Source organism: Micromonospora sp. NPDC048887, assembly GCF_040649715.1.
Lineage (GTDB): Bacteria > Actinomycetota > Actinomycetes > Mycobacteriales > Micromonosporaceae > Micromonospora.
In genome coordinates, this window is record NZ_JBEZGA010000005.1 from 254,687 (window position 1) to 272,294 (window position 17,608).

Consider the following 17,608-nt stretch of genomic DNA (forward strand, 5'->3'; position numbering starts at 1 on the left):
GGTGCCGGGTCACCGCAGGGCGGTGACCCGGGCCGGGTGGGCGGCGGCCCACTGCGCCAGCCGATCCGCGCGCAACGCGTCCAGGAATCCCGGCGCGAGCGCCGGGTCCGGCTCGAACCCGCGGCCGGTCCACTCGTCGCGCACCGGGAGAGCGAGCGCGACCGGTTCGGCGGCGCCGGCCCGGCCGGTCGCGCCCACCAGCGCCGGCAACGACAGGTCACCGGCGTCGATCGTGCCGGCCGTGCTGATCCGGACGAGCAGCCGGCTGAGTTGCGCCGGATCGGTCATCGTTCCCCGCTCGCGCATCTGGCGGAGCAGGCCGGCGGCGTAGCGCGCCGCGTTGCGGTCCCGGTCCAGTCCGCCGTCGCGCAGGTCGTACCGCTGCCGCAGCAGGTCCACCGCCGCCGCGCCGTCGAGCCGCTGGCATCCGGCCGGGAAACGCCGTTCGGTGTGTACCGAGCGCACCGGCTCCGGCAGGCAGACCGGTACGCCGCCGACCGCGTCGGTCAGCTCCCGCGTTCCTGAATAGGTGAGCACCGCGCCGGCGTCGACGCGTACCCCGGTCAGCCGGTCGACCGCCTGGCGGGTCGCCCGGTATCCGGCGGCCAGGTCGGTGCCCGAACCGGCGGCGCGGGAGAAGGTCGCGTTGAGTTTCTCCGTCCCGCCCTGCGACGGCACCGGCACCAGCAGGTCGCGCGGGAGCGACACCAGGTAGAGCCGGCTCCGGTCGGCCGGCACGTGCACCAGCAGCACCGAGTCGGCACGCCGGCTGCCGACCGGCTGGTCGACGCCGAGCAGCAGCAGGTTCAGCGCGCCGCCGGGCTCCGGCACCGGCTTGGTGAGCGCCGGCGCCGGCGGCCGGGGCGCCATCACCGTGAATCCGACGAGCGCGACGGCCACGACCACGAGCGCCGTGCCGGCCAGGCGTACGCGCCGACGGCGCCGGCGACGGCTGATCACCATCCGGTCGACGGCGGCCCGGACCGGGCCCACGGGCGGGGTCGACTCCTCGAGGCGGGCGAACGCGGCCCGCAGCTCGTCCTCGATCATCAGCAGACCTCCACGTGTTCGGCTCGGAGGGTGGCCAGCGCCCGCGAGATGCTGGACCGGACGGTGCCCACGGCGCAGCCGAGCACCTCGGCGATCTCCCCGTCCGGCAGGTCCTCGTAGTAGCGCAGCACCAGCGCGGCGCGCTGCCGCCGGGGCAGCCGGGACAGCAGGGACCGGATCTGGTCCCGGTCCACGGCGGACTGGGCGTGGTCGGCCGGCGCGGGCACGGATTCGTCCGCCTCGCCGCGCAGCAGCACCCGCCGCGCCCACGATCCGCGCCGCCAGTCGACGAACTGGTTGGTGAGCATCCGGCGCACGTACCGCTCCGGAGCGTCGGTGCGGGCCACCCGCCGCCAGTTGAGCTGGACCCGGACCATGGTCTCCTGCACCAGGTCCTGGGCCTGGTGCGGATCTCCGGTCAGCATGACCGCGTACCGCAGCAGGGCGCCCAACCGCGCGTCGGCGAACTCCTCGTACGTCACTGCACCTCCCGGGTGTCCCGCATAGATGGACGGTCCCGGGCGGCCGGAACATTGCGGTGGCGTGCCGGATGCCCGGAAACCCCCACGACAGGAGCCGGAGACTCACGAGATCATCGACGGGTGCTGCTGACCCTGACCACGACTCACCGCCCCGCGACCGACCTCGGCCACCTCCTGGTGAAGCATCCGGACCGGGTGCAGAGCTTCGACCTGCCCGCCGGTGCCGCGCATGTGTTCTACCCGGAGGCGGACGAGGCGCGCTGCACGGCGGCGCTGCTGGTCGAGGTCGATCCGCTGAAGCTGGGCGGCGGCCGCCGGAACCGCGCGCCGGAGGGCTTCGCGCTCGGGCAGTACGTGAACGACCGCCCGTACGCGGCGTCGAGCCTGCTCTCGTCGGCGCTGTCGAAGGTGTTCCGCTCCGCCCTGCGGGGCGAGTCGCGCGATCGTCCCGAGCTGGCCGCGAGCGCGATCCCGCTGGCCGTACGGGTGCCGGTGCTGCGCTGCCGGGGCGGCGCCGAGCTGGCGGTACGCATCTTCGCGCCGCTGGGCTGGACCGTGACGGCCACCCCGATCCCGCTGGACGAGACGTACCCGGAGTGGGGTGACAGCCGCTACGTCGACCTGACGCTGACCGGCACGCTGCGGCTCGCCGACGCGCTCAACCACCTGTACGTGCTGCTACCGGTGCTGGACGACGCCAAGCACTACTGGGTGGCGCCGGACGAGGTGGACAAGCTGCTGCGCGCGGGCGCCGGCTGGCTGGCCGGGCACCCCGAGCGGGGCCTGATCACGCGGCGCTACCTGGCACACCGCCGGGCGCTCGCGGGCGAGGCGATGGCCCGGCTGACCGAGCTGCGCCTGGCCGACGAGCCGCCCGCCGACGACAGCATCGAGCCGTCCGGCGTCGCGCCGGCGGAGGACGCCCGCCGGGCCTCCCTCGCGGTACGGCGGCGGGAGGCGGTGCTCGCCGCGCTGCGGGACAGCGGCGCGAGCCGGGTGCTGGACCTCGGCTGCGGTGGCGGCGCGCTGCTCACCGCGCTCGTCGCCGACCGGCGGTTCACCGAGGTGGTGGGCGTCGACGTGTCCGACCGGTCGCTCGGCATGGCGGCCCGGCGGCTGCGCCTGGACCGGCTTCCGGAGCGGCAGCGGGACCGGATCCGGCTGTGGCAGTCCGCGCTGACCTACCGGGACGACAGGCTCCGGGGGTACGACGCGGCGGTGCTGATGGAGGTGATCGAGCACCTCGATCCGCCGCGCCTGCCCGCGCTGGAGGACGCGGTGTTCGGCCACGCCCGGCCCGGCACGGTGGTGGTGACGACGCCGAACGTCGAGTACAACGTGCGCTACGAGGGGCTCGGGCCGGACCGGTTCCGGCACGCGGACCACCGGTTCGAGTGGACCCGGGCCGAGTTCGCCGCCTGGGTGGAGCGGGTGGCGGCGGCGCACGGCTACACGGCTGTCCTCGGCGGTGTGGGCGACGACGACCCGGAGGTGGGCACGCCGACCCAGATGGCGGTGTTCACCCGGCAAGAGCGGAACAACAGCAACGACCGGAAGGAGGCGACGAACCGATGACCGTCCTGGACATCCCCGAGCTGGCACTGGTGGCGCTCGTCGGCGTCTCCGGCTCCGGCAAGTCCACGTTCGCCCGGCGGCACTTCGCGCCCAGCCAGGTGCTCTCCTCGGACACGTTCCGCGGTCTGGTGGCCGACGACGAGAACGACCAGTCCGCGTCCGCCGACGCGTTCGACGCGCTGCACCACGTCGCCGCCATCCGGCTCCGCCGAGGGCTGCTCACTGTGGTCGACGCGACGAATCTCCAGCCGCACGCCCGTGCCGGGCTGATCCGGGTGGCCCGGGAGCACGACGTGCTGCCGGTGGCGATCGTGCTGGACGTGCCGGAGGCGGTGGCCTGGGAGCGTACCGAGGCGCGCGCCGACCGGACGCACGGCCGGCAGGTGCTCAACCGGATGCGCCGCGACCTGCGGCAGTCGTACGGGCGGCTGGCCCGCGAGGGCTTCCGCAAGGTGCACGTCCTGCGCGGGGTGGAGGAGATCGACGCCGCGGAGGTCCGCTACGAGAAGCTGTTCAACGACCGGCGGGAGCTGACCGGGCCGTTCGACGTGATCGGGGACGTGCACGGCTGCCGTACCGAGCTGGAGGCACTGCTGTCCCGGCTCGGCTACGTGCTGAGCCGCGACGACGCGGGCCGCCCGGTGGACGCGGCGCACCCGTCGGGGCGTACCGCGGTGTTCGTCGGTGACCTGGTGGACCGCGGCCCGGACTCCCCCGGCGTGCTCCGCCTGGTGATGGGCATGGTGGCGGCCGGCCACGCGATCTGCGTGCCGGGCAACCACGAGCAGAAGCTGCTGCGCAAGCTGCGCGGCCGGGGGGTCCGGCTGACCCACGGCCTGGCCGAGACGATGGAGCAGCTCGCGGTCGAGCCGCCGGAGTTCGTCGCCGGGGTGGAGACGTTCATCGACGGCCTGGTCAGCCACTACGTGCTCGACGGCGGGCGGCTCGTGGTGGCGCACGCCGGACTGAAGGAGGCGTACCACGGGCGGGCGTCGGGCCGGGTGCGGTCGTTCGCGCTCTACGGCGAGACCACCGGCGAGACCGACGAGTACGGCCTGCCGGTGCGCTACCCGTGGGCGCGGGACTACCGGGGCTCGGCGATGGTCGTGTACGGGCACACGCCGACGCCCGTGCCGGAGTGGGTGAACAACACCATCTGCCTGGACACCGGTTGCGTGTTCGGCGGGCAGCTGACCGCGCTGCGCTACCCGGAGAAGGAGCTGGTCGCCGTACCGGCGGTCAAGGAGTGGTACGCCCCGGCCCGTCCGCTGGTCCCGGTCGCGCCCGCGCGTCCGGACACCGTGCTGGACCTGGCCGACGTGACCGGGCGGCGGCACCTCACCCACGCGTACGGGTCGCTGACCGTGCCGGCCGAGAACGCCGCCGCCGCGCTGGAGGTGATGAGCCGGTTCGCGGTCGACCCGGGCCGGCTGGTGTGGCTGCCGCCGACCATGGCGCCCTGCTCCACGTCGAGCGTGGACGGTTTCCTGGAGCACCCGGCCGAGGCGTTCGCCGACTATCGCGGCGCGGGCGTGGACCGGGTGGTCTGCGAGGAGAAGCACATGGGCTCACGGGCGGTGGTGCTCGTGGAGCGGGAGCCGGGCCGGTTCGACGGCGGGGTGGTGCACACCCGTACCGGTCGGCCGTTCTTCGGCCCGCCGCTCGACGGTGAGCTGCTGGCGCGGGTGCGCGCCGCGGTCACCACCGCCGGTCTCTGGGCCGAGCTGGACACCGACTGGCTGCTGCTCGACACCGAGCTGCTGCCCTGGTCGGCGAAGGCGGGCGGGCTGATCCGCGAGCAGTACGCCGGGGTCGGCGCGGCCGGGCGGGCCGCCCTGCCGGCGGTGCTCGCCGCGCTGGACACGGCCGCCGGGCGCGGGCTGCCGGTGGCCGGGCTGCGCGACCGGATGGCCGGGCGGGCCGCCGAGGTCACCGCCTACTCGGCGGCCTACCGGGCGTACGTCCGCCCGACCGACGGCCTGCGCGGGGTGACGCTCGCGCCGTTCGCGGTGCTGGCCGGGGCCGGGGTGAGCTACGCCGACCGCGACCACGGCTGGCACCTGGCCCTGACCGACCGGCTCTGCGCCGCCGACCCGGAGTTCTTCACCCCGACCCGGCGGCGGGTGGTGGACCTGGCCGACGAGTCGGCCGTGGCCGACGCCACCGAGTGGTGGCTGGCGCTCACCGCGGCCGGCGGCGAGGGCATGGTGGTCAAGCCGTACGCGGGCCTGGCCGCCCGGTCACCGAGGGGCTCGCTGCTCCAGCCGGGCATCAAGTGCCGTGGGCGGGAGTACCTGCGGATCATCTACGGTCCCGGGTACACCGACCCGGCTCAGCTCGCCGCGTTGCGCAGCCGTTCGCTGGGCCGCAAGCGCGGGATGGCGTTGCGCGAGCACGGTCTGGGCCTGGCCGCCCTGGACGCGCTGGCCGAGGACGCGCCGCTGTGGCGCCGCCACGAGCTGGTGTTCGCGATCCTCGCCTGCGAGTCCGAGCCGGTGGACCCCCGCCTCTGACGACGACGCCCGGTCCGGCCGATATGCCGGACCGGGCCGGGGTACCCTGTGTGGCCGTGGACACAGCAGAGAAGACCCGGATGTTCTCCGAGAGCGTGGCGCTGAACCCGCTCGACCCGAAGGACCTCATCCACACCTTCGGCATGATCGGCGTCTGGGTGATCCTCTTCGCCGAGACCGGGCTGCTGGTCGGCTTCTTCTTCCCGGGCGACTCGCTGCTGTTCCTGGCCGGGGTGGCGGCCTCACCGGTGGCCGACGCCATCTTCGGCGACGGCACCCGCCTCTCCCTGGCCGGGCTGATGATCGGCGGGCCGCTCTGCGCCATCGTCGGCGCGCAGCTCGGCCACTGGCTCGGCGCCCGGTACGGCCGCCGCATGTTCGAGAAGCCCAACTCCCGCCTGTTCAAGCGGGAGTACGTGGAGAAGGCGGAGTACTACTTCCAGAAGTTCGGCCCGGCGAAGGCAGTGGTGCTGGCCCGCTTCATCCCGATCGTGCGGACGTTCCTCAACCCGGTGGCCGGGGTGCTCGGCATGCCGGCCCGCCAGTTCTTCGTGTGGAACGTGGTGGGCGCGGTCCTCTGGGTGGACGGCATCCTGCTGATCGGCTACCTGCTGGCCCGGCAGATCTACGACGCCATCGGCGACAAGATCGACAGGTACATCCTGCCGGTGGTCGCGCTGATCATCGTGATCTCGGTACTGCCGATCTTCTTCGAGTTCCTGCGGGACCGGCGGGCACGCAAGCGCGGCGAGGCGGTCGCGGTGATCACCGCGGCGACCGTGGCCGGCACTGTGGACGCCGCCCGGGAGGGCATCGAGGAGCACCGGCCCGGGCACGGCGACGGGCACGGCGGTCAGCACCGCCGCTGAGCACGTACGGACACCGAAGGCCGGCCCTCGGACGAGGACCGGCCTTCGGACATCACTGCTCCAGCCGGGTCACACGGGACGACGGCAGCCGTCACCCGCGCACTGATGGCGCCACCCCTCGCACGCCACCGGTCACCCGGTCGGGACGACCCTCGGTCGGGCCGGCCCGGAAGGTTTCAGCGAGCCTTCTTGGTGGCCCGCTTCCGCGGCGGGGTGAGCAGATCCGCGATCGTGGCGATCGCGGACGGCACCAGCCGGTAGTACGCCCAGACCCCGCGCTTCTCCCGCTCCAGCAAGCCGGCCTCGGTGAGGATACGCAGGTGGTGGCTGACCGTCGGCTGCGAGAGGCCGAGCGGCGCGGTGAGGTCACACACGCACGCCTCCCCCTCGGGAGCCGACTGGATCAGGCTGAGCAGCCGCAGCCGGGCGGGGTCCGCGAGGGCCTTGAGGACCCCCGCGAGCCGCTCGGCGTCGGCACGTTCGATCGGCTCGCCGGCAAGCGGCGAGATCTGAGGCATGGTCATTTCAGCCAACGCAGTTCCCACGTATTCCATCCTTCCACCAGCAGCATCGATCCGCCTGCATATCAGCAGATCCGAATCGGCAAACTTTTACGCCACAAGGCCGAGGTCAGCCAACGTATAGGCCGCCCGATAGGGCAATCCGGCGGCTCGCACCGTGTCGCCGGCACCTCGATCAACAATAACCGCCACACCCACCACCTCGGCCCCTGCCTCACGCAATGCCTCGACCGCCGTCAACACACTTCCACCGGTGGTGGAGGTGTCCTCGACCGCGAGCACCCGTCGCCCGGAGACGTCCGGCCCCTCGATCCGGCGCTGAAGACCGTGAGCCTTGCCCTCCTTGCGGACAACGAAGGCGTCGACCGCGCGACCCGTGCCCGCCGAGGCGTGCAGCATGGCGGCGGCCACCGGATCGGCGCCCAGGGTCAACCCGCCGACCGCGTCGTACGACCAGTCGGCGGTGAGTTCCCGCATGACCCGGCCGATCAACGGAGCCGCCTCGTGATGGAGCGTGACGCGACGCAGATCCACATACCAGTCCGCCTCGCGGCCCGACGAGAGCACCACCCGGCCGTGCACCACAGCGAGGTCAGTGATGAATTTGCGCAGGTCGTCGCGGTCGCCCATGGCGATAGAGCGTACTTCGCAAGTCTGAGCGCCGTCCTTCGGGTCCGCCCTGGTCAACCCCGCGGGCGACCGACGGGTGGCGATGAGCGGCTACGCTGTGCGACCGTCCATCCCGGTCGGCCGCGACACCGGCCCGCAGCCGGGCAGATGCGGTCAGCCGCGCTGCCGGCCGACCGCACCCCTGGTGTCCCGCCCGAAGCCGCGCAGCAGGCGTTTCGGCGCGTGCCGCAGCCCGGCCACCGCCACCTTGTACTTCCAGTCCGGAACGCTCACCGACTTGCCTTTACGCAGGTCACGCAGCCCTTCGGCGACCACGTCGTCAGCGCGTAGCCAGGCCCAGGCGGGCAGGCGCGACATGTCGATGCCCGCCCTTTCGTGATTTCCGGTTCGTGTGTAGCCGGGGCAGAGCGCCATCACGCGTACACCGAGCGGCGCGACGGACTGGCCGATCGACTCACTGAAATTCGTCACCCACGCCTTGCTGGCCGAGTACGTGGATCCCGGCATGGGGACACCGAAGCCCGCAACGGAAGAGACATTTATCACTGCGCCCTGGCCTCGTTCGATCATCGGACCGAGCGCGGCATGGGTCAGACGCAGCACCGCGAGCACGTTGAGCCGCACCAGCCGCGCCTCGTCCGCCACCGACGAGCGGACGAAGGAGGTGTTCAGACTGATGCCGGCGTTGTTGACAAGCAGCTCGACCGGCGTACCGGCGGCCAGCCGTTGTTCGACGGCGGCGCAGCCGTCCTCGGTGGACAAGTCGGCGGCGATCGTCTCCGCGTCGCCACCGTGCCGGCCGGTCAGCTCGGCCGCCAGCGCGTCCAGCCGGGCGCCGTCGCGGGCCACCAGGACGAGGTCCCAGCCGTCGGCGGCGAGCCGGCGGGCGAACGCCTCGCCGATGCCCAGGCTGGCGCCGGTGATCAGGGCTCGGCGCCGGGAGGGGGTGTCACCTGTCATCGGCGGTCCTCGGTAGGTGGCGGGAACCCATCCGGCGGCGGCGCGGGCGGGCCGGACGGGGGCGGTGCGGGCCGTTCGTACGGCGACGGGCCGGCCGACGGCGGCGTAGGCCCGGAGGCGGGCGGCGCGGACGGCGCGTGCAGGCCGGCCGGCGGGCCCCAGGGCGTCGGACCGGGCGCCTGCGCGCCGGACACGGTCGAGCCGTAACCGGACAGCCGCAGCGGTGCGGTGCGGTGGCGCAGGAACGCGCCGGCCGAGGGCAGCGTGAGCAGCGCGGCCACCACCAGGTAGCCGAGGACCTGCGCCACCGACAGCGTCGCGTTCACCGGGATCCACCACGACGGGTAGGCGTCACCGACGAGTTCCAGCAGGTCGGCGGTGACCCGGTCGTCCGCGCCGAGCCGCAGCGGGACGGCCCGCTGGCCGACCAGCACCGCCAGCCCGCAGCAGCCGCAGAGCAGGCCCGTACCGGCGACCACCCAGGTCCCGGTCCGGGCGCCGGAACGGCCCGCGAGCAGACCCAGGGCGAGCCCGGCGAGCAGCAACCCGGCGAGCACGCCGAGCACGGCGGCCAGCACTGTGGAGCCGCGCAGCAGGCCGGCCACCTGGTCGATGTCGCCGCCGCCCGCGCCGGTCCGCTGGGCCGCCGCAACCCGGAACCGGTCCACCGTGCCGCCGCTGACGGCCAGGTTGAGCACCGCGTACGCCACGGCGCCGACCGCCATCGCCAGCAGCAGCGCCGCCGCGGCGAGGACGGTGCCCGGCCGACGGGGTGCGGCCCGATCGGGGTACGACACGACTGATCCCTCCGGTAGGCGTCGGCTTGCAACCTACTCGGAGGGATCGTCGGCGTCGCCGCAATCCGGAGGTCAACTTCCGGACGGCGGCTCCGGATCGCGGCGCTCACCCGGCTGGCCGCCGGGCGTCGACGGCGGCTGACCGCCGGACGGGAAGGGCGGCTGGCCACCGCCAGGGAACGGCGGCTGGCCGCCGGGCGGGGGCGTGCCGGGCGCCGGCGGGTACGACGGGTAAGCCGGCTCCCCCGACTGGCCCGGGTACGCCGGGTAGGCGCCACCCGGCACCGGCGGCTCCCAGCCGGCCTTGGGCTTGCGGAAGAACTCGTTCGCCTGCGGCAGCGCCAACAGGATCAGCGCGGCCAGCAGGGCGAGCAGCGCGACCAGGCCCAGCAGCAGGTTGACGGGCGTGTACCAGGACGGCAGCACGTCCTCCAGCCGGCGCTGGATCTCCTCCGGGCTGGGCGCGTCACCGGTGGTGGTGCCGCCCGTCATGCCGCCGGAGATGCCGCTGACCAGCCCGCCGGCGGTGCAGCAGAACAGGATGCCGCCCAGCACCCAGGTGGTGATCCGGGAGCCGTTCTTGCCCCGGTTGTTCAACAGGGCCAGCACGACGAGCCCGGCCGCGATCAGCAGCGACACGACAGCCGAGATGAGGCTGAACGCGTACGCGATGTCGCCGACCGACTCGGCGCCGGTGCCGGCGTACGCGTCGCTGAGCACGTCACGGATCTTGCCGATGACGGTCAGCGCCACGATCAGGTTCACCACCTGGATCGCGGCGACGAAAATGAGCAGCCAACTGGAAAGCGTCACCACACCGGGACGCGCGCGGGGCGGGGTGCCCGGAGCATCGACCATGACTCTCCCTTCCTAGATCAGATGCCCACCGTAGCGATCTCCGACCAGCTCAGCACCCTGGACCGGCTCACTTCTCGGCGCGGCGCAACCGGCGGTGCTCGGCGGTGACCACGCCGAGCAGCGCGAGATCGAGCGCGACAGCGGCGACCGCGCCGAACTGGTTGACGGTGAAGTTGAAGACCTGCCCGAACAGCAGGTCGACCAGCAGCGCCAGCTTGAACAGGCGGAACGCCTCGGTCCGGTTGCGGCGCAGCAGCCAGGCGGCCCACAGGCCGAGCACGGCGGTGATCAGCGCACTGGCGCTGACGCCCAGGATCGCGCCCCACTCCCGCTCCTCGCCCAGGTGCCCGGTCACGCCGTCGAGGAACACCGCCAGCACGGTGAGCACCGGCTCCACCACCAGGTAGACCACCACCGGCCAGATGAGCCAGCGGCGCCCGGCAGCCCAGACGGCGAGACGCCGGGCCCGGTCCGCCGCCCGCTGCCAGAGCCGCACCGGCGGCGGTTCCCGGTGCGGCACCGCCTCCAGCAGTCGCGCCACAGCGGTCTCGGTGGCCGGTCCGGTGCCCTGCACGAGCCGCAGCACGGCGGCCCGGCGGCGATCGGTCAGCCCGGCCGGCAGGCCGCTGAGCACCATGTCCAGCGCGTTCGCGGTGCGCTCGGCCGGAGTCAGCCGGGATCGTCCGGTGCGCCCGCGTACCGCCTGGGTGAGCAGGACCAGCAGCGCGAACGCGACGTAGATGATGGCGGCGGCCGGGGCGTAGAAGTAGTCGGTGCCGGTGGTGACGAACTTGCCCACCTCGTCGATGAACAGCCCGAACCCGATGCCGCCGACCACCGCCCCGGCGCTGCGCGAGGCGTCGCCGAGGAAGACCAGCGGGATGCCCAGGCCGACGGCGAGCAGCAGGCCGCCCCAGAGGACGTGCGCGATGTGCAGCCCGCCGCCACCGAGCTGGGGATAGCCGGTGGCCTCCAGGTACGCCCGGACGGCCAGCACGGTGACCACGCCGGAGAGCACGAACCCCTGGAGGTAGGACGCCGCCTCGATCGCCCGGGTCGGCAGCCGGCGGACCAGCCAGCCGATCCCCGGTCGGTGGCGCGGCGATTCGGGTGGCATATCCCGAAACCTAGTAGCCGCGCCACTCCTCGCGGGCGTAGTCCAGCACCCTCGGTCGCAACAGGGTGGAGGCCGGCACGTCCAGCCGGGCCCGGTCGGCGGGGAACGTGGCGGCGGCGGCCAGCACCGCCGGGGTCAGGAACCGCAGCGGTGGCGGGTCGTCCGGCAGCGCCAGTTCCGGCGCGGCGTCGCCGGGCGAGGCGAGCACGAATCCCCAGTCGCCGAAGCTCGGCACGTCGATGTGGTACGGCACGGTGGCGAAGCCGGCCTCGCGGACCGACCGCTCGATCGACCAGTACGACCGGGGTGCGAAGTACGGCGACCCGGACTGCACCACGAGCCGCCCGCCGGGGGCCAGCACCGGCCGGATCAGCGTGTAGAACTCGATCGTGTAGAGCTTCGCGGTGGCCGTCTCGTCCGGGTCGGGCAGGTCGGCGATCACCACGTCGAAGCGGTCCGTGGCGGTACGCAGCCAGGCGAACGCGTCCAGGTTGAGCACCCGTACCCGGGGGTCGGTGAGCGAGCCGCGGTTCAGCTCGCGCAGCTGCGGCTCGCGGCGGGCCAGCTCCACCACCGCCGGGTCGAGGTCGACGAGCGTCACCGAGCGCACGTCCGGGTACTTGAGGATCTCCCGCGCGGCCAGTCCGTCGCCCGCGCCGAGCACCAGCACGTCGCCGTGCGCCCCGCGCATCGCCGGGTGCACGAGCGCCTCGTGGTAGCGGTACTCGTCGATCGAGCTGAACTGGAGGTCGCCGTTGAGGAACAGCCGCAGGTCGGTGTCGGAGTGGCCGGGCTCGCGCATCGAGCGGGTCAGCACGATCTCCTGGTAGCGGCTGCGCTCGGCGTGCACCACCGGGTCCCGGTAGAGCTGCTGGCGGGCGGTCACCTCGAAGTCGTGGGCGGTCATCCACGCGTACCCGAGAAGCAGGCCGACCACGACGGTGGCCGCGCCCAGCCCGGCCCGCGCCCGCCGGCTGAGGTCGGCGCGGAACACGGTGAAGACCAGCACCACACCGGCGACCGCGTTCACCGCGCCCACCACGAGCGCGCCCTTGAGCTGGCCGAAGACCGGGATCAGCAGGAACGGGAAGGCCAGCCCGCCGAGCAGCGCGCCCACGTAGTCGGCGGCGAACAGGTCGGCCACCGCGCTGCCCGCCGACTGTTCCCGGATGCGTTGCAGCATCACCATGAGCAGCGGGATCTCCGCGCCGATCAGCAGGCCGAGCACGAACGCGGTGCCGACGAGCGCCGGGCCGTACAGGTCGAGCCAGGCGAACGCGGCGTAGAGGCCGAGCACGGACAGGCCGCCGAGCAGCGCCAGCGTCAGCTCGATCACCGCGAACGAGACCACCGCCCGGGACTGCAACGGCTTCGCCACCAGCGCGCCGACGCCCATCGCGAAGACCATCACGCCGAGCACGATCGACGCCTGGCCGACCGTGTCGCCGATCAGGTAGCTGCCGAGCGCGACCAGCGCCAGCTCGTACACCAGGCCGCAGGCCGCGCAGACGAAGACCGCGAGCAGGACCGCCGCGCGGGCCAGGCGCCACCGCGGCCGCGCGGCCACGTCGGCGGTCACCGGATGCTCCGGGTACGTCCGGCGGCTCCCGCCCCGGCGCGCTGCGCGGGCACCCCGCCCCGGTGCCTGCGGCGCTGCCGCACGCCCACGGCGATGAACAGCGCGGCGAGCAGGAACAACGCCGCCGAGCTGAGGATGTAGAGCCACCGGTCCCGCCAGAAGTCGCTGCCGGCGTCCGGCAGCGGTGCGGACGGGGTGGACGGGCCGGCGGCAGGCGGCGCGGCCGGTCCGGCGAGCCCTCGCTCGGCGGCGAGCAGCGGCAGGATCGTGGCGGCCCGGGTGACGGCCCAGCCCGGGTCGGCGAGGAACGCGCCCCCGTCCAGCCCGAAGCGGCCGAGCCCCGTCTCGATCGCGTAGAGCTCGGAGTACTCGATGTCCTCCGAGCCCTTGATCTGGATCGTGGCGTAATCCTCCGACTCGCTGCTGGACGAGGTGTACCTGACGTTCGCGGAGACCGCGATCCAGCGCGGGCAGCCGGGCGCGTCAATGACTGTGGTGCCGTCGCCGAGGTTGGAGCCGACGCTCACGTCGTCGTACACGTCGAGCAGTTCCCAGCCGTAGCAGATGCCCTGGCTGTCGGTGGCCGCCTTGAGGATCGGCACGGTGCCGGACCGTTCGTCGGCCGCCGGGGCGGGGACGGAGGTGTCCGAGTCGCCGCCGAACACGCCGATGGCGCAGACGAAAACCACGAAACCCCCGACCACGGACCAGATCACCGTCTGGGTGCGCTTGTCCTTCCCCACCCCGGGCCTGGCGGGCTTGCCGCTCATCAGATGATCGCGGCGGCGATGATCGCGCCGGTGGCGAGGTGCACCGTCGCCGAGACCCACACCGCCGGATGCGGCTGCGGATCCACCAGCAACTCACCGAGCTTGCCCGGAGTCGCCGCGTCCAGCAGCACGAACGCCACCGCCATGATCACCAGACCGAGAACGCCGTACGCCCCCGCACCGATCAGACCCAGCCGGAAATCGTCAGCACTCGCCACGATCGCCGCCACCACGATCGTGCCCACCCCGACCAGGTTCGACGAGAGCAACACCGCCGCGTTGCGATTGCGCTCAACCCAGATCAACTCGTGAAGCTTGCCCGGCGTCGCCACGTCGACCAGGACATAACCGATGGCCATCAGAGCGATGCCGACCACGCCGTACGCGAGCGTGACCAGCAGATCGGTGACGAGATGTTGCACAGAAGACTCCAGGGTGAGGGGATCGAGCGAAGGGCTACTTACCGGAACCGCGGGCGCGCTGCGCGGTCGCCTCGCCCCGCTGCTTGCGGCGCTGCCGCAGGCCCACGACGAGGAACAGTGCGGCGACCAGGAAGAACCCGGCCGAGGTGAGGATGTAACCCCACCGGTCCCGCCAGAAGTCGCTGCCGGCGTCCGGCAGCGGCGCGGCGGCGCTGGACGGCGCGGCGGTGGGCGCCGCGGCCGGTCCGGCCAGCCCGCGCTCGGCGGCGAGCAGCGGCAGGATCGTGGCGGCCCGGGTGACGGCCCAGCCCGGTTCGTCGAGGAACGTCTCCTCGTCCAGCCCGAAGCGGCGCAGCCCGGTTCGGATCTCGGTGAGGTCGGTGAACGTGATGCCGTCCGAACCCTCGATCCGGATGAGGACGTCGTCGTCCTCCCTCTCGCCCGTCATGGAGGAGTACCTGACCTCGGCGGTCACCTCGATCCAGCGCGTGCAGCCCGGCGCGCCGGGGGCCGGCATGCCGTCACCGTGGCTGGAGCCGACGCTCACGTCGTTCCACCCGTCGGACAGCCTCCAGCCGTAGCAGATGCCCTGGCTGTCGGTGGCCGCCTTGAGGATCGGCACGGTGCCGGAGCGCTCGTCGGCCGCCGGGGCGGGGACTGAGGTGTCCGAGTCGGGGCCGAAGACGCCGAGGAGGCAGATGGCGAGCACGCTCACCACCACGACCCAGAAGAACGCCTTCTTGCGCTTCTCCTTCACGTCCTCCGGTGTGGCAGCCCAGCCGTCGGCCGCTCCCGTGAACCGGCCCACCATCCTCCGGCGCTTCGCCTCCTTCTCGTCCGACGAGGCGGAGACGAACCATTCGTCCAGCATCTCCCCGGCCAAGGTCAACGCCGGGTTGCGCTTCTCCTTCTTCTCCCCCGAGGCGGCATTCCAGTCGTCCATCAGATGATCGCGGCGGCGATGATCGTGCCGGTGGCGAGGTGCACCGTCGCCGAGACCCACACCGCCGGATGCGGCTGCGGATCCACCAGCAACTCACCGAGCTTGCCCGGAGTCGCCGCGTCCAGCAGCACGAACGCCACCGCCATGATCACCAGACCGAGAATGCCGTACGCGCCCGCCCCGATCAGACCCAGCCGGAAATCATCGGCACTCGCCACGATCGCCGCCACCACGATCGTGCCCACCCCGACCAGGTTCGACGAAAGCAACACCGCCGCGTTGCGATTGCGCTCAACCCAGATCAACTCGTGAAGCTTGCCCGGCGTCGCCACGTCGACCAGGACATAACCGATGGCCATCAGAGCGATGCCGACCACGCCGTACGCGAGCGTGACCAGCAGATCGGTGAGGAGGTTCTCCACAGAAGACTCCAGGGGTGAGGGGATCGAAGAGGGCTACTTACCGGAACCGGGGCCGCCGCCCCGCACCGTGCTGCCTCGACCCCAGCCCCAGCTGTTGCCGACGACGTTGTGGTAGCGGGGGTAGGCGGTGGTCATCTTCTCCAGCAGGATCACCGAGCCGACGGCGAGCGGGAGGATCACCACCGAGTCGTCGTCGTAGCGCAGGTAGACGCCGCTGCCGTCGACGTACTGGTCGGCCGGGCGCCAGGCGTCGGTGATCTGCTGGGACACCTCGCTCGGCGTCTTCTTCGAGGTGTACGCGATCGCGTTCGAGCCGATGTCCCGCCCGGAGGCGCGGGAGAAGTTGTCCTCCACGTAACCCCGGGGCGAGAAGTTGCCGTAGAAGATCGTGAAGGCGGCGACGAGCGCGCCGATGACGGCGACCGCCACGCCCACCACGAACCACCGTCGGTACGTCACAGCTCCTCCACCACGGTCTCGGTCAGGACCAGCTCGTTCGTCTGGGGATAGACGTGCCAGGTGCGCCAGGCGAGCACGCCGTCCGGCGGCCGGGGCCGGACGGAGAGCGCGGTGACCGCGTCCTCGTCGCCGGGGAAGACCCCGATCAGCGCGTAGGGGTCGCCCGCGAGTTCGGCGCGCAGCGCCGCGACCCGGGTACGCAGGCCGTCGCCTTCGGGCCGGAGCACGGTGGCCATGAACCGGTAGCCGGCCGTTTCGTCGTGCAGCGCGTCCGGCAGGTGCGGCGGGCGGCCGGGCAGGCAGGCGACGGTCTCGGTGAGCCCGCCGAGCACCACCTGATGGGAGGCGCCGAGCAGGCGCAGCCGCAGCCGGGGCAGGCCGGGCAGGTCGAGGTCGCGTACGGCCAGCGCCGGCAGCTCCGGGCCGCCGAGGGCCAGGCTCAGGTCGGCGGCGCTGGTGTCGACGTAGGGCGCGTCCAGGCAGACGAGCACGTCAGCGCACCGTCTCCGGGCCGCCCTGCGGGTAGATCATCACCTCGGCGCGGCGCAGCTCCTCACCGAGGTTGACCTCCCAGCCGGCCTCCCCGTACGCCTCGAACGACAGCCGCGCCCCACCGGGCGCCTGGTAGTCGTGGTAGCGCATGGTGCCGTGCGGATCGAGGCCGGTGCCCTCGGTCGCGGTGTACCGCGCCTGGCCGGACTCGTCCCAGTTGTAGCGGCGGCCGGACATCTCCAGCGTCGGGGCGCCCGGCGTCACGGTGGCCCCCGGCTCGCTGGTCCAGAGCACCAGCTCCAGGTCCGGGTCGGACTCGACGGAGAGCCAGCGCTTCACCCCGCCCGCGTCGTCGAGCAGGTGCTCCGCCCAGCTCCAGCCGCCCTCGACCAGGTGCACCGAGCCGCGCACGGTGTACGGCACCGCGCGGATCTCGACGATGTCGCCGGGCTTGAGCCCGCGCGGGTCGCCGCGCAGCGCGTCGGCGTCCCGGTCCCGGAACGGGTCCCCCGGCGCCGCCTTGGTCTTCGGGCCGGACGCGGACCGGGACCTCCGCATCGCAATCACGGCGATCACCACACCGGCCACTCCGACCAGGCACCCGAGCGTCGTCACCAGCCACGCCACCGAACCGTTCACAACCGCCTCCCCCAACGTGCTCGGCGGGAACGGTAACAACCGCGCACAAGCTTGCTGAAGTCCCGGACGCTGAGTGGTCGCTCAGTTACCCGCGTGGCCGGCGAGCCTGTCGGCCGCGTACTCGCCCAGCGTGGCCCGGCCCATCAGGCAGCCGGAGAACGTGGTGAACTCGCCGTCGTCGTCGCGCAGCCGGGTCCACGCCGCCCGCCCGGCGGCCGGATCGACCGCCTCCAGCAGCGTCGCCGCGTACGCCCGCCCGGCCGGCGAACCCTTGCGGAGCAACCTGTCGACCCGCTTGCGGGCCGCCTCCGGGTGCTCCCGCAGTCCCTGCTCCAGCCGCCGGTACGCCTCGGTCGCGGGCAGGACCTGCCCGGCCAGCCCCACCCCGCCGAAGGCGAGGGTGTCCGCGCGGTCGAGTTCCCGCGCCGCCTCGTCCAGTTCCCGCTCCCACGTCCCGCTCATACCCCACTATGTGCCCACCCCACCAACCCCTCCAACCGCAAGGAAGGG

General features: G+C 73.0%; 20 protein-coding genes. 3 read left to right on the forward strand and 17 right to left on the reverse strand.

Annotated elements, in window-relative coordinates; translation table 11 throughout:
- Nucleotides 1–9: 9 nt before the first annotated feature.
- Nucleotides 10–1,050, reverse strand: a complete 1,041-nt coding sequence (locus tag AB0C17_RS11030) for an LCP family protein (RefSeq protein ID WP_357478124.1) — start codon at nucleotides 1,048–1,050, stop codon at nucleotides 10–12.
- Nucleotides 1,050–1,532 carry a SigE family RNA polymerase sigma factor gene (locus tag AB0C17_RS11035; protein WP_357468441.1) on the reverse strand — a complete coding sequence of 161 codons (483 nt, stop codon included), beginning with the start codon at nucleotides 1,530–1,532 and terminating at the stop codon, nucleotides 1,050–1,052. Before AB0C17_RS11035 ends, AB0C17_RS11030 begins: the two co-directional genes overlap by 1 nt.
- Before the next feature lie 120 nt (nucleotides 1,533–1,652).
- Between AB0C17_RS11035 and AB0C17_RS11040 the strand changes: the two genes are divergently transcribed.
- From AB0C17_RS11040 to AB0C17_RS11050, 3 genes are read left to right on the forward strand one after another with little or no spacing between them, the layout of a single operon-like run.
- The gene (locus AB0C17_RS11040; protein WP_357468444.1) at nucleotides 1,653–3,107 is read left to right on the forward strand and encodes a 3' terminal RNA ribose 2'-O-methyltransferase Hen1; all 1,455 of its coding nucleotides are present in this window, start codon (nucleotides 1,653–1,655) and stop codon (nucleotides 3,105–3,107) included.
- A complete protein-coding gene (locus AB0C17_RS11045; protein ID WP_357478127.1) occupies nucleotides 3,104–5,620 on the forward strand; it encodes a polynucleotide kinase-phosphatase in 2,517 nt (838 codons plus the stop codon). Before AB0C17_RS11040 ends, AB0C17_RS11045 begins: the two co-directional genes overlap by 4 nt.
- Before the next feature lie 23 nt (nucleotides 5,621–5,643).
- Complete coding sequence (locus tag AB0C17_RS11050) at nucleotides 5,644–6,489, forward strand: DedA family protein (RefSeq protein WP_357385326.1); 846 nt, start codon at nucleotides 5,644–5,646, stop codon at nucleotides 6,487–6,489.
- 176 nt (nucleotides 6,490–6,665) lie between these two features.
- Here the strand turns inward: AB0C17_RS11050 and AB0C17_RS11055 are convergent, their stop codons facing one another.
- The 15 genes from AB0C17_RS11055 to AB0C17_RS11125 all read right to left on the reverse strand — a co-directional run bounded on the left by AB0C17_RS11055 (nucleotide 6,666) and on the right by AB0C17_RS11125 (nucleotide 17,560).
- Nucleotides 6,666–7,043 carry a metalloregulator ArsR/SmtB family transcription factor gene (locus AB0C17_RS11055; protein WP_007454255.1) on the reverse strand — a complete coding sequence of 126 codons (378 nt, stop codon included), beginning with the start codon at nucleotides 7,041–7,043 and terminating at the stop codon, nucleotides 6,666–6,668.
- A 57-nt stretch (nucleotides 7,044–7,100) separates the two neighbouring features.
- Nucleotides 7,101–7,640, reverse strand: coding sequence for an orotate phosphoribosyltransferase (pyrE, locus tag AB0C17_RS11060; RefSeq protein WP_357385182.1), 540 nt, complete (start codon nucleotides 7,638–7,640; stop codon nucleotides 7,101–7,103).
- Nucleotides 7,641–7,793: 153 nt separating this feature from the next.
- Nucleotides 7,794–8,600, reverse strand: coding sequence for an SDR family oxidoreductase (locus tag AB0C17_RS11065; protein WP_357478130.1), 807 nt, complete (start codon nucleotides 8,598–8,600; stop codon nucleotides 7,794–7,796).
- On the reverse strand, nucleotides 8,597–9,397 hold the full coding sequence (locus tag AB0C17_RS11070; RefSeq protein WP_357478132.1) for a hypothetical protein: 801 nt from the start codon (nucleotides 9,395–9,397) through the stop codon (nucleotides 8,597–8,599). The genes AB0C17_RS11065 and AB0C17_RS11070 overlap by 4 nt, the downstream gene beginning before the upstream one ends.
- 72 nt (nucleotides 9,398–9,469) lie before the next feature.
- On the reverse strand, nucleotides 9,470–10,255 hold the full coding sequence (locus AB0C17_RS11075) for a hypothetical protein (protein ID WP_357478134.1): 786 nt from the start codon (nucleotides 10,253–10,255) through the stop codon (nucleotides 9,470–9,472).
- Nucleotides 10,256–10,322: 67 nt separating this feature from the next.
- Nucleotides 10,323–11,318, reverse strand: a complete 996-nt coding sequence (locus AB0C17_RS11080; protein ID WP_357478263.1) for a hypothetical protein — start codon at nucleotides 11,316–11,318, stop codon at nucleotides 10,323–10,325.
- Between the two features lie 64 nt (nucleotides 11,319–11,382).
- Nucleotides 11,383–12,951 carry a polyamine aminopropyltransferase gene (locus AB0C17_RS11085; RefSeq protein ID WP_357478136.1) on the reverse strand — a complete coding sequence of 523 codons (1,569 nt, stop codon included), beginning with the start codon at nucleotides 12,949–12,951 and terminating at the stop codon, nucleotides 11,383–11,385.
- Entirely contained in the window at nucleotides 12,948–13,721 is a 774-nt protein-coding gene (locus AB0C17_RS11090; protein ID WP_357478138.1) for a hypothetical protein, read from the reverse strand. Before AB0C17_RS11090 ends, AB0C17_RS11085 begins: the two co-directional genes overlap by 4 nt.
- Complete coding sequence (locus tag AB0C17_RS11095) at nucleotides 13,721–14,143, reverse strand: DUF350 domain-containing protein (protein ID WP_357478140.1); 423 nt, start codon at nucleotides 14,141–14,143, stop codon at nucleotides 13,721–13,723. Before AB0C17_RS11095 ends, AB0C17_RS11090 begins: the two co-directional genes overlap by 1 nt.
- Nucleotides 14,144–14,177: 34 nt before the next feature.
- A complete protein-coding gene (locus AB0C17_RS11100) occupies nucleotides 14,178–15,086 on the reverse strand; it encodes a hypothetical protein (RefSeq protein ID WP_357385196.1) in 909 nt (302 codons plus the stop codon).
- Nucleotides 15,086–15,508, reverse strand: coding sequence for a DUF350 domain-containing protein (locus AB0C17_RS11105; protein WP_357468466.1), 423 nt, complete (start codon nucleotides 15,506–15,508; stop codon nucleotides 15,086–15,088). The genes AB0C17_RS11100 and AB0C17_RS11105 overlap by 1 nt, the downstream gene beginning before the upstream one ends.
- A gap of 33 nt (nucleotides 15,509–15,541) precedes the next feature.
- Nucleotides 15,542–15,967, reverse strand: coding sequence for a DUF4247 domain-containing protein (locus tag AB0C17_RS11110; RefSeq protein ID WP_357478142.1), 426 nt, complete (start codon nucleotides 15,965–15,967; stop codon nucleotides 15,542–15,544).
- Nucleotides 15,964–16,458, reverse strand: a complete 495-nt coding sequence (locus AB0C17_RS11115) for a DUF2617 family protein (protein WP_357478144.1) — start codon at nucleotides 16,456–16,458, stop codon at nucleotides 15,964–15,966. The genes AB0C17_RS11110 and AB0C17_RS11115 overlap by 4 nt, the downstream gene beginning before the upstream one ends.
- Before the next feature lies 1 nt (nucleotide 16,459).
- Nucleotides 16,460–17,098, reverse strand: a complete 639-nt coding sequence (locus tag AB0C17_RS11120; protein WP_357478146.1) for a DUF4178 domain-containing protein — start codon at nucleotides 17,096–17,098, stop codon at nucleotides 16,460–16,462.
- Between the two features lie 81 nt (nucleotides 17,099–17,179).
- Nucleotides 17,180–17,560 carry a hypothetical protein gene (locus tag AB0C17_RS11125; RefSeq protein WP_357478149.1) on the reverse strand — a complete coding sequence of 127 codons (381 nt, stop codon included), beginning with the start codon at nucleotides 17,558–17,560 and terminating at the stop codon, nucleotides 17,180–17,182.
- Between the last annotated feature and the right edge of the window lie 48 nt (nucleotides 17,561–17,608).